Origin of the sequence: Mesorhizobium erdmanii (assembly GCF_013170725.1) — a bacterium.
Classification (GTDB): Bacteria; Pseudomonadota; Alphaproteobacteria; order Rhizobiales; family Rhizobiaceae; genus Mesorhizobium; species Mesorhizobium erdmanii.
The window spans coordinates 6,087,939-6,099,334 of record NZ_CP033361.1 but is presented as its reverse complement, the minus strand read 5'-3'; the positions used below and the strand labels follow the sequence as shown (position 1 = coordinate 6,099,334).

The following is an 11,396-nucleotide window of genomic DNA, read 5'->3' as shown; positions in this document are numbered from 1 at the left end:
AATTCAGATTGGATGGTGCGGATGAAAGGCGGCGGCGTGTCAGCCGATGATGCCCATGATGTCGGATTCCTTCATGATCAGAAGGTCTTCGCCATTGAGCTTGACTTCGGTGCCCGACCACTTGCCGAACAGGATGCGGTCGCCGGCCTTTACGTCCAGCGGCACGAGCTTGCCGGCTTCGTCGCGGGCGCCGGAGCCGACGGCGATGATCTCGCCTTCCTGCGGCTTTTCCTTCGCCGTATCCGGGATGATGATCCCGCCGGCGGTCTTGGATTCGGATTCGACCCGGCGAACGACCACGCGGTCATGAAGCGGCCGGAAATTCGACTTTGCCATTTTGGATATCCCTGGTGCAGAGGTTGAACGGTTCTTCGTTGCCGGAGCCTGGGTTAGCACTCGCCAGTTGGGAGTGCTAACGTGGCGGTGAGATAGGCTGTAGGTTCGTCCTGGTCAAGACGGATGAGCGGACGGCCGAAGAGCCAGAAGATTTGGAATCGACCCGGAAGCCTGGCCCGCATTGCGGCGCATCCCAATGCCTAGACGCGTTTCGGCCGTCAGCTATGGGCCGAATTTTGTGTCTTATTTGGAATGTGAAATTATGTGAAATTAACGGCCGAGCAGTCGGCCGGAATCGACGGCCAGCCGAACAGTCTTGAGCTTTTTGCAAGCCCGGCCTTTTTCTTGCGCGCCTGAGGCGATGAGGCGGCTGACTGGCCGCTGTGAACATGGCTTGACCCGCCCAACTTGCGAGCTGCAAGGATCGCTCGCACGTGCTGCACTGGGAGGCCCTTCGTGATCCAGGTCGCACACATCATTTGCTGGGAAGATCCGCTCAAGCGAGCACCTGAAAATACTCGCCGGCCTGCGAATCATGCTGCAATAGCGTCCGCGAAGGGTGCCTACCATCATATGATAGGCCCACGTCTTGCCGACCAGGCAAAGTCGGCATCTCACGATCGGCCGTCCGCCAGATCCAGGAATCAAACTCCGGTCGCGATGCGATCAGTTCGCCCAGCGTTTCCTGGTACGCACCATCGGAGGAGGGGGTACGACATACAGGCCAACCGGCCGCGGCTGTATCTGCAATATCGCCGTCGCGGTTGGCTTGTCCATAGGCAGGTTGAAGCGCGGTCCTTTCACGCTTCGCTCCCCTGTCTTGGCAAGGGCGTCGACCAGCTTCTTTTCATAGGCGGAGTCCTACGGCACCCAATTCTCCGCCACCACCATGACGGGCCATTTCCTCGATCACCGCCAGCCCCGCCGAAGTCAACCCGAAGGTGGCAACCGCGATCAAATGCGATGCCTCATCCGCGCCCCAGAGTGCCATCCCGGTTTCAAAACGGGTTTGAAGCCGACGATGAAGACTCTCGTCCAACAGGAACACGAACCCCGGCATGTGCTTGACGATCAGCTTGTGACCGCTGCGAGCCGGGGCGAACTCCTTGACCTCGCCGACCAGGATCATCAGCTTTCTGGGGCCGCTCTTCGGGGGCAGCGCGGAAGCAAGCGCCTGGCCGCGCCTTTTCTCGATCGCAATCTTGTCGGCGGACCGGAACGGCTCGGGCACGAACAGTATGTCGCGCTCCGCCCTTGACCCTCATCTGGCCCGCGGCCTCGACGAGGTGCCAACGCATGTCCCACCAATGCCTCTTGCCAGCCCATCGCGAGGTCCAGACCGTCAGCTCCGCCTCGTGCCAGAGATAATGGAGCAGGCCTCCCAAGGAGAGTGTCTTGGTGTCCCCGACCACGCTGTTCGAATCTGGAATGCCAGCTGCCGACGCAGCGAGCGCGCCTACCTTCGACAGGCGAAAATCCAGCTTCAGCGCGGCCATGCCGCTCTCGAAATCGACCTGGTTTGCGCTGCCCATCAGCACGCCGAGGCCGGACAGTTCGTCGGGCGGGTCGTAAGAGGAACAGGACGTATCGTGGGCACCTGCCGGCAGGGCATACGCTTGACGATGTATATTGGTCGCGAATCACGCAATATACATCGCCGGGCACGGCTCTTTGCACACGCAAAACGGTCGCAGCTTTCTGCGATATCATCCCCTAGCGCAGCTTGTAGACCAGGCGCCGCCTCCTCGATCACCTGGTCAGCAACTCTGAAACCTCGTATTGCCTCCGTTGCTCCGGACGCCGCCGCATCCCCACGCCCATTGAGTCATGGTTTTGCCGTCGAAGCAACGGGCTTGTTCGTCAGGACATGCTGACCCGCCTCTCTTACCGGAACGGGGCTGCGCTTGACTGAACATCCGGTGTGCGGCTGGGTCTTCACCTTGGGCGTGCGTTTGGGCACTGCCACGTCGCCGGGGCCTCGATAGGCGACGGTGCGGCCAGCACAGGAAGAGGGCAAGCAGGGATTTCGGTGGGCGGGCGAAGGTCCGGGAGAGAGACTCGGCGTCCGCCTCGGAGCAACCATGACACAGATGGGGCACCGATGCTCGCGTCGCTCCCAAGGAGCTATCACGATGTCTTCGAGGGTGCATTCCGAAGCGCGTGCCGACATTTGCACGCGCATCCCCCCGAGATCAAAGCTACGGTCGTCGCGGACCTGAGTGGCGCCCGCGCGCCTGAAGGCGCGCGCCGGGTGCTCGTGAACCGAGCCCGCTTTTCTTCGGCAAGCCTCAGGCGGTCTCGGCCATTCGGCTTTGCCCCCTGGCGCATGCAGCCTTTCGCCTGCTGATGGCCGCCGGCCGTTGGCCGGCGTGGTCTGTCTGTTGGCCATCCCCCGGTGACGCGCGGTGGGCGGCTCTCCCTTCTAGGTCCGCCGCGGCATCCCGCAACCCTTCGCTGCCGCTCAGGGTCCTCCTCTTCGTTCCGGTCCTTCGAATGCGGTCTGCCTCCGACGGCGGACCTTTCCGGTCGTTCTCGCCGCCCACCCCGCTTTCCGGGGGAGGGCGCGCGATTGAAGAGCGGAGGACCAGACGATGCGTGCAAACAACAAGCGTTCCGCCTGCCGGCAGGCCGGCGCAGGCAAGGACGGGCGCCCCGGCGCCAGCCTTTATCAGGAGATCACCGATCGCATCATCGCCGAACTGGAGCGCGGCACCGTGCCGTGGGTCAAGCCATGGGGCAGCGCAAAGGCCGGCCTTGGCCTGCCGAGCAATGCCGCCACCGGGCGCCGCTATTCCGGCATCAACATCCTCATTCTGTGGGGCGCCGTCTTCGAGCGCAGCTATGCCAGCCAGAACTGGCTGACCTTCCGGCAGGCGTTTGCCCTTGGCGGCAATGTCCGGAAGGGCGAGCACGGCACAACCATCGTGCATGCCGACCGCTTCGTCCCGAAGGGCGAGAAGGAGCGCGCCAAGACCGATGGCGACGAACCGCACGCCGTTCCCTTTCTGAAGCGCTTCACCGTCTTCAATGTCGCGCAGTGCGACGGGCTGCCCCACCATCTCCATGCCGCCGCCGAGCCGCTGCCCGAGCGCGAGATCATCCCGCAGGCCGAGGCGCTTATTCGAGGAAGCGGCGCGGATTTCCGCATCGGCGGCGATCGCGCTTTCTACATGCCGGGCAGCGACTTCATTCAGGTGCCGCCGCAGCCGTCATTCTTTCAGCAGATCGACTATTACCGCACCTGCTTCCATGAATTAGGCCACTGGACCGGCAACCCGGCGCGGCTGGCGCGCGACCTCTCCGGCGCCTTCGGTTCCAAGACCTATGCGCGCGAGGAATTGGTTGCCGAAATCACTGCTGCCTTTGTCTGCTCGACCCTCGGCATCGAGCCGACCGTGCGCCATGCTGACTATGTCGGCGCATGGCTGAAGGTGCTGCGCGAGGACAATCGCGCCATCTTCCGCGCCGCCAGCCTTGCCTCCAAGGCGGCCGATTTTCTTCTCGGCTTTAACGCCGAGGCCGAAGGCGCGCAACAAGACGAGATCGCGGCATGAGCGCGCAATCCCGACACCCTGCAGACCGAGCCGACGCCGCAAGGCGTGCCCTTCTGGCGGACGCGCCGATGCGCCCGCGCGCGGCGCAGAAGCCGCTCGATAGCGGATCAGAGAAAGATCCAGTGAATCTTTCTCCCGCCGAACGCCCGAATTCAACTCGACCTGTTTTGAGAGGAGTTTTCCCATGATCCTGATCACCGACGACCGTCGCGTCCGGCTGCTCGCCAATGGCGCAACCGACACCGAAACCGACCATGTCCCGGTGGTCAAACTTTTCGATCCGACCGGGCCAGCAACCTGGCTTCTCACCGAACTCGACGCCGACGGCGACACAATGTTCGGCCTGTGCGACCTCGGCTTCGGCTTCCCGGAACTCGGCAGCGTCAGCCTTGCCGAGCTTGCAAGCGTCAAAGGGCGGCTCGACCTCGGCATCGAGCGCGACCGCTATTTCAAAGCCGAGTTTCCGCTCTCCGTCTATGCCGAAGCCGCTCGGCTGTCCTGCCACATCACCGAGGACGAGCGGCTGCTGCGACAGGCAGAAGAAGCCCTTGGCAACGCACATTCCAAGCTTCCGCCCAACACGGCGGACCAGACGCGCCGCTAGGCGCGGAAAACCGTCCCCCGCTCGGCCTGCGGCCTCGCGGCGGACAACTCAACCCCAGACTGAAGGAGACCAACCATGCAGCTTGCCCACATTCCCCTCGACCGGCTCAGCATTTCCGCGCTCAACATGCGCCATTCCAAACGCGCGCCCGACGTGTCGGACATCCTGCCGTCGGTTCGCGCGCGCGGCGTCCTGGTGCCGCTTCTGGTGCGGCCCAACGGCACGCCGGAAGGCTTCGAGATCGTCGCCGGGCGGCGGCGCTATTTCGCCGCGAAGTCGCTCGCCGACGAGCGCGGCCAGCGCAATGCCTTGCCCTGCGCCGTCATGGAAGACGGCGACGACGCCGGCGCGCTCGAGGCCTCGCTGATCGAAAACTTCGCCCGGCTCGATCCCGACGAAGTGTCGCAGTGGGAGACGTTTTCGCGGCTGATCAAGGAGGGCCGCGGCGTTGCCGACATCGCCGCCACTTTCGGCATCACCGAGCTCCTGGTCAAACGCATTCTGGCGCTCGGCGACTTGCTTCCCAAGATCCGCGAGGCCTATCGGCGCGAGGACATCGACGCCGAGACGGCGCGCCATCTGACCATGGCTTCCAAGGCGCAGCAGAAGGACTGGCTGGCGCTTTATGCCGATCCGCAGCAATTCGCGCCGCGCGGTCACCAGTTGAAGCAATGGCTGTTCGGCGGCCAGTCGATTTCCACCAAGGTCGCGCTGTTCCCCATCGAGGAGTATCCCGGCCTGATCGTCTGTGACCTGTTCGGCGAGGAGAGCTATTTCGCCGATGCCGACCTGTTCTGGCAAAAGCAGAACGAGGCCATCGCCGCCAGACGCGACGCCTATCTGGAAGCCGGCTGGCCCGAGGTGACCGTGCTCGAGCCGGGGCAGCATTTCCAGTCCTGGGACCACGAAAAGACGCCGAGGAAGAGGGGCGGCAAGGTCTTCATCTCAGTCTCGCATCGCGGCGCGGTCGAGTGCCACGAGGGCTGGCTGTCGCGCAAGGAGGCTCGCCGCGCCCGCGCGCAAGGCGAGGGCGGCGAGCCCGATGAAACCCCCGCCAAGCCGTCGCGGCCGGAACTCACCTTGCCGATGCAGAACTATGTCGATCTGCACCGCCACGGCGCCGTGCGTAGCGCCATGCTCGACCATCCTTGTGTCGCGCTGCGCCTGATGGTGGCGCATGCCATCACCGGGTCGGGCCTGTGGCAGGTTCGCCGCGAGCCGCAGCGCACCGCCAACGAGGCTACCGCCGCTAGTATAGCCGGCTGCAAGGCCGAAGCCGCATTCGCCGATAGACGGCGCGAGGTTCTTGCGCTGCTTGGGCAGGCCGACGAGGACGGCGCGATAGCCGGCGGCAATGGCGACGCCTTTGCCCTCGCCGCCGTCTTCGCCCGTTTGCTGGCACTTTGCGACGACGACGTCATGCGCGTTCTCAGCCTTGTCATGGCCGAGACGCTCGAAGCCGGCAGCGCCGTCGTCGAGGCGCTCGGCAACCATCTGGGCATCGACATGGGTGCGTGGTGGCAACCGGACGACGCCTTCTTCGACCTGCTGCGCGACAGGGAGATCGCCAATTCGATGCTGGCCGATCTCGGCGGCAAGCATGTGGCCGACGGCAATGTCGCCGAGAAGGTCAAGACGCAAAAGAAAATCATCCGCGATTGCCTCGCGGGCGAGAACGGCCGCGAGAAAATCGACAACTGGCTGCCGCGCTGGATGAAATTCCCCGCCGAAAGCTACACCGATCGCGGCGGCTTCCGCACCGCCGATCAATGGGCCAGGGTCCAGTCGCTGTTCGTCCGCGAATAGGTGCCAAGCCGGGCGGCGGCTCCTTCGAGTGCCGCCGCCCCGATTGCCTGCCGCTGGAATATTGGCTGATGCGCACGGCGATCCGAACAGCATTTGGCATGCGAGAAGCCTAATCGTGCACAAAATCCCACGGGTCTTCCGCCTCGGAAGCTGTTTAGCCGGATCCGGTTTGCGCCCGCCACAAGCGAGCGTAAGCGCCTTCAGCTGTCAGCAGATCAGCATGCCTCCCCTCCGCAACAACCCGCCCCTTGTCCAAGACCACTATTTTGTCGGCGCAACGGATGGTGCTGAGTCGATGAGAGATGATGACGATGGTCTTGCCGCCCCGACGCAGATCCTCAACCACTCGCAGGACAAACGCCTCGGCGACCGAGTCGAGAGAGGAGGTGGCTTCGTCGAGGATCAGGATCTCCGGATCCCGGTACAGAGCCCGAGCCAACGAAAGGCGCTGCTTCTCGCCCCCGGAGAGGCGTACACCGTTTTCGCCTAGATAGGCCTGGAAGCCACCGGGCCAGCGCTCGATCACCTCCCGCAGCCCTATTTGATCGCAGATTCGGAGGATCTTTTCGATGTCCGGCTCGAACTCGCCAAGGGCGATGTTGTCGATCACCGAGCCCGAGAACACATCGATCGATTGCGGCACCGCAGCGACAACCTTGCGCAGGGATACGGTCGACAGGTCCTGGAGGGCATAACGGCCGATCCGGATGTATCCACCTTCAAGCGGGTAGACATTCTGCAGCAGCGCCGCAAGGGTGCTCTTGCCCGAGCCGCTTTCCCCCACCACTGCTGTCATTTCCCCCCGGCGGAAGGTGCCGCTAAGATCCTGGAAAAGCTCGAACTGGCTACCATATCGGAACGTGACCTTCTCCAGGTGGATGTCGCCAATGTCGGATTTGTCTGCATCGATGCCGCCACCGCTTTCCGGCTCCAGGTCGAAGATCTCGAACAGGCGATCCGCTGCGACAAAAGCATCCTGAACGATCCGGTTGGTCTGGATCAGACTGGCAATCGGCCGGGTGATATAGCCTAGCAAGGTATAGCAGGAGAGTAATTCGCCAGGCGTGACGGTTTGATCGAGGGCAAGTGTCGTTCCGAACCACATCAGCACGATGGTGAATAAAGTCGCGAGGAATGTCGAGGTGCTGTCCCCGAAGATCGAGATCAGGCCGGAGCTGTAGACGGAGTGCAGCATCTTGATGAAGCGGGTCTCCACCTTGAAGTTGGCGAAGCTCTCCATGCCGGAGATCTTGATTGTGGAGACAGCTCCGAGTGATTCCACCAGTTGTGTCTCCAGTTCGGCAGCGTTCTCCATTACGGCGCGCTGGCGAATCCTGTTCAGCCGGTTGATGATCCAATAGACCGAGAGGTACAAAGGGATGGAAACCGCCACGACCAAGGCGATCTTCCACGAGTAGATGAACATCAGCCCCAACGAGAACAGTACCGTTAGCACGTCAACGAACATGTTGATCGAGACGTCGTTCAGGAAGCTCCTGATCTTCACCGCGTCATTCATACGGGAAATGATTTCGCCCATGCGCATGCTGTCGAAGAACTTCTGAGGCAGGCTTAGGATATGATTGTAGTAGCCGAGGATCAGGTGGACGTCGATCTTCTGCCCCGTTTGCAGGACGAGCCGGTTTCTGAGGAGATTGATCAGGATCTGCACAACCAGGATCAAGAGCATGGCGACGCTCATCAGGTTGAGCAGATTGCGGTTGCCCGCTGTAATCACATGGTCGACGATCTTCTGCACGTAAATGGCAGTCGAGAGGCCAAGGATCGTCGTCACCAGCGCCCCCGCGAGAGCCTGCGCCATCGCCGCCTTGTGTGGCGCAAGCAGACGCGCGAAACGACCCAGGGGTGAGGTGGTCTCGTCGCGGCGCTTGAAGGTGTCTGCGGGAACCAGGAGCACCAGGGCGCCAGTCCATTGCTTTTTGAATTCCGCGTGCGCCAGCTTGCGGATTTCACCATAGGCTGGGTCCATGACGATGACCCACCTGGCGTTGATCTCCTGGACTACGACGAAGTGATGCAGAACCTCGCTGACGACGACGTGCGCGATGGCGGGCTTGGGGATCTTGTATAGGCTGTCGAAGCCACCCTTTACCCCCTTGGCAACGAAGCCCAGCTTCCGGGCCGCTTCCATGAGGCCCAGCACAGTGGTGCCGGAGCGGCCGGTCGAGGCATACTGTCGGATACGCGACAATGGCAGCTTGTAGCCATAGAAGGCCGCGACAGAAGCAAGGCTGGCGGCACCGCAATCGGTGATGTCGCGCTGCTTGAACTTGATGATCTTGCTCGACATAGCGGCTCGCTGACTGTTTGGAATGGAGAATCAGTGGCTCGCCAGGAGCGGATTGAGCCAATCGTCGACCTCGTTGTACAGGAGTTCCAGGACAGTGCGGTCGCCCAGGAGGAAGCGGGCCCGCACGGTCATGCCTTTCTTCAGGTTACCGATGACCCCGTGCTTGAGGGCGAGATGGCGGCGAGAGAGCGCGCAGCGGACCTTGAAGGCCGGCCTGCCGTCGTGCAGCGTGAAGTCGTGCGCCACGTCGAGCACCGTCGCGTCAATGACACCCCATTGATTGTAGTTGAAGGCATCCACTTGCAGACGCACCGACTGGCCGGGGCGCACAAAGCCGATGTCGTTGGGAGAAACGAAGATTTCCGCCACCAGTTCACCATCCGGCGAAACCCAAGCGACGGTTTGCCCGGCCTGGACGTAGCTGCTGGAAGTGAGGCCCGAGAATTGCTCGAGAGCGCCTGATACGGGGGCTCGAATGAGAGTCAGGTCCCGTTCGCTCTCAAGCTGATGCAAGGCGGCCGTGAGTTCCTCAAGGCGCAGGTTAACGTCGGACAGCTGCTGGTTCCATTCGGCGAATTTGCGCCGGGCGAGGATCTCGCCCTGGATCTCAACGTTCTGAAGTGCGAAGGCCTTTTCCTCAACGGCCTTTGCCGGTGCTACAGCAGCGGAGAGCAGTCGCTTGGCACGCTGAAGTTCCGCAGCCGCATGACCGCGGTCATACTGGTTCTCCCGCACAAGGTTCAGGAAATGGGCGCGCTCGGCCGTGGCGGTCTCGGTCAAGAGGCGGATCGGGTCCTTGGCTTGCGTGCCGGAGGAGATCAGGGTTTCGAGGTCACGGGCAAAATCGCTCTTTGCGCGAATATCGCCTGTAAGCGCCCTGAGCTTTTCCTCAACCACCCCATCATCGAGGGCGAGGATCTCTTGCCCCTGGGCAACCAGATCGTTTTCAGCGGCAAGGATGCGGGAGATGCGTCCGGAGACGGGCGCGACCAAGGGCGTCTTCTCGACGGTGGGGCGAATGATACCGGCACTTTGGACAGACACCGATATGGTAATAAACGGCAACGACAACAATGCCGCAACCACAGAGAGCACAACCACCTTGTAGATGGCCAAAGATCGCCCTGATCGGCGAGAGAGGATGCTCTCTGCGGTGTAGCAGGCTATTTCAGAAGAAAGGGGAACTGCTGATCTATCTTCAGTATGAAGCATTTGTCTGGTTGGTACTTACGTTCAATGTTTCTGGCGTACTATCGCTTCCCCTACGCTTGCAGCTACAAAGGCTATCAGCGTAACAGCTGCCCAAATTAGTTGCCAAAACCCTCCTGAAATTGCTGAAGCCTCTTCAGGAGTCAATTCGGTCACATCATAAGACGACAGGTCTGATTTCATTGCTTTACTTTCCTATCTCAAATGTGAGGGTGAATCAGTGGATTTTTTCGTCGAGGATTTTTGCACCTATACAAACAAGCGCAAGGCCTAACGTCCCCAAAATCGCGAAAGCTATTGCCCAAAACATCCCTCCCGCAATTTTAGATGCTTCTTCGGGAGCCAATTCGGTCACACCATAAGCTGACATTTCCGACTTTATTGGTTTCTCCTTTCCTAGAACTCAAGATAAGAGGATGAATCAGTAGTGCACGGTCAGCGGCGTGTGCCGCCGCATAACGAGAACATCAAGAGACGTGCCAACTGCACAGGAAACCTGTGAACGGCGCTTATTGCCTTTGATTCAATCGCTTAATTGAGAGCGCGGCCGCACGCCGGGCCGAACATCGCCGTGTCGCGAACTCGACAAACCCGCCAACAGAGATGACCAAGTCCTGCTCGTCGGGAGAGGATGCGCTCTGCGATGGCAGGACATGGCGTTGTCACGTCGTTTGAAATGTGCCCGCGGGAGGCCGACACCGCGCTTTTCAGGCAGGCCGTGCACCCACGGCTTCCCACGCGGCCATTGCCTGGCGTCGATGGATCCGAATTTGTGTGCGAGCGGTGTTCCACGTTCGGCATGATCTGGCGTTGGGCCGCCCTGTAGGAGCGCAATTTTATCGGTGATCATACGCTTTGGCGGCAGACCCCCTTCTTCAGAGATCGCGTCAGCAGGCGCCTGGCGGCCTTGGTGTTGCGACACGTCTGGACAATCTCGTCGCGCACATATCCGTCCAGATCAACCGCTCTCCACACTTCGCCCGGTGCACGCCTTCGATCGCCGTCTCGAATTCCTGGCCGGTGAGCATGCGCAGGCAGAGGCCCGCTTCGGCCCCCCTTGCTCAGCGACCATTATCTCGAACGCAGCCTTATGCCAGGCAGCGCTCGCCATACAGCGCGACCCGCTGCTGCTCGACATCGCCCAGCATAATCTGGGGGCACAGGCGAAACTGATCACCACACGCGTCTGGTGGAGCTTTCCGACCGGCCAGGCTTGCGACGCCGACAAGAACCGTGCCTCGCTCGGCTTCCATATGGGCACCGAGCCTTTGCGCACGCCACGGCTGATGATGGAGTCGGCTTCGGTGTCCCGCCGCCCTCGCGCCGGCGTTTCCATGGCGAGCCGGTCATTGCTGATCTCGCAAAAGTCCTGAAACAGCCTTCCCTAGACGCGCCTGGTTCTCCCTGGGGCTGGCTGGCGCCATGGCGTCGTCATGGGTCAGCTGGCGCATGACTGTTGCGCCTCGACTGACCCAGATCAAGGCCATGCCTTTGTCGGCGTGGTTTGATCGATCAGTCCTACAAGGGAAAACGCATGGGCTGACCGACAGCCTGCTCGTCGCTCCCAACGTCTTGA

At 61.6% G+C, this 11,396-nt stretch carries 8 protein-coding genes and 3 pseudogenes; 4 read left to right on the top strand and 7 right to left on the bottom strand.

Annotation, left to right across the window (positions count from 1 at the left end):
- Nucleotides 1–39: 39 nt before the first annotated feature.
- From groES to EB233_RS32300, 3 genes and pseudogenes are all read right to left on the bottom strand, one after another.
- Nucleotides 40–336: a co-chaperone GroES gene (groES, locus tag EB233_RS29315; RefSeq protein WP_019863563.1), complete on the bottom strand. Its 297-nt coding sequence runs from the start codon at nt 334–336 to the stop codon at nt 40–42.
- A 666-nt stretch (nt 337–1,002) separates the two neighbouring features.
- Entirely contained in the window at nt 1,003–1,140 is a 138-nt protein-coding gene (locus tag EB233_RS32220) for a hypothetical protein (protein ID WP_279626501.1), read from the bottom strand.
- Nucleotides 1,141–1,183: 43 nt separating this feature from the next.
- Nucleotides 1,184–1,874: pseudogene (locus tag EB233_RS32300) on the bottom strand (DUF1173 family protein).
- A gap of 1,053 nt (nt 1,875–2,927) precedes the next feature.
- On the opposite strand from EB233_RS32300, the gene EB233_RS29305 reads away from it, so the two are divergent.
- The 3 genes from EB233_RS29305 (at nt 2,928) to EB233_RS29295 (ending at nt 6,300) form a co-directional block, all read left to right on the top strand.
- Nucleotides 2,928–3,890 (top strand): ArdC family protein, encoded by a 963-nt coding sequence (locus EB233_RS29305; RefSeq protein WP_064987318.1) that lies wholly within the window; start codon nt 2,928–2,930, stop codon nt 3,888–3,890.
- 184 nt (nt 3,891–4,074) lie between these two features.
- Nucleotides 4,075–4,494, top strand: coding sequence for a DUF2958 domain-containing protein (locus EB233_RS29300; protein ID WP_064987319.1), 420 nt, complete (start codon nt 4,075–4,077; stop codon nt 4,492–4,494).
- 75 nt (nt 4,495–4,569) lie between these two features.
- The gene (locus EB233_RS29295) at nt 4,570–6,300 is read left to right on the top strand and encodes a ParB/RepB/Spo0J family partition protein (protein ID WP_064987320.1); all 1,731 of its coding nucleotides are present in this window, start codon (nt 4,570–4,572) and stop codon (nt 6,298–6,300) included.
- 154 nt (nt 6,301–6,454) lie between these two features.
- Here the strand turns inward: EB233_RS29295 and EB233_RS29290 are convergent, their stop codons facing one another.
- The 4 genes and pseudogenes from EB233_RS29290 to EB233_RS31960 form a co-directional block, all read right to left on the bottom strand.
- Nucleotides 6,455–8,611, bottom strand: coding sequence for a peptidase domain-containing ABC transporter (locus tag EB233_RS29290; protein ID WP_064987321.1), 2,157 nt, complete (start codon nt 8,609–8,611; stop codon nt 6,455–6,457).
- 30 nt (nt 8,612–8,641) lie between these two features.
- Nucleotides 8,642–9,727 carry an HlyD family secretion protein gene (locus EB233_RS29285; protein ID WP_019856452.1) on the bottom strand — a complete coding sequence of 362 codons (1,086 nt, stop codon included), beginning with the start codon at nt 9,725–9,727 and terminating at the stop codon, nt 8,642–8,644.
- 117 nt (nt 9,728–9,844) lie between these two features.
- Complete coding sequence (locus EB233_RS29280; RefSeq protein ID WP_155249074.1) at nt 9,845–10,003, bottom strand: hypothetical protein; 159 nt, start codon at nt 10,001–10,003, stop codon at nt 9,845–9,847.
- 591 nt (nt 10,004–10,594) lie between these two features.
- Nucleotides 10,595–10,795, bottom strand: a pseudogene (locus tag EB233_RS31960) (DDE-type integrase/transposase/recombinase); the annotation flags it as partial.
- A 17-nt stretch (nt 10,796–10,812) separates the two neighbouring features.
- Here EB233_RS31960 and EB233_RS29275 point away from each other — a divergent pair.
- Nucleotides 10,813–11,273: pseudogene (locus tag EB233_RS29275) on the top strand (hypothetical protein); the annotation flags it as partial.
- Nucleotides 11,274–11,396 lie beyond the last annotated feature (123 nt).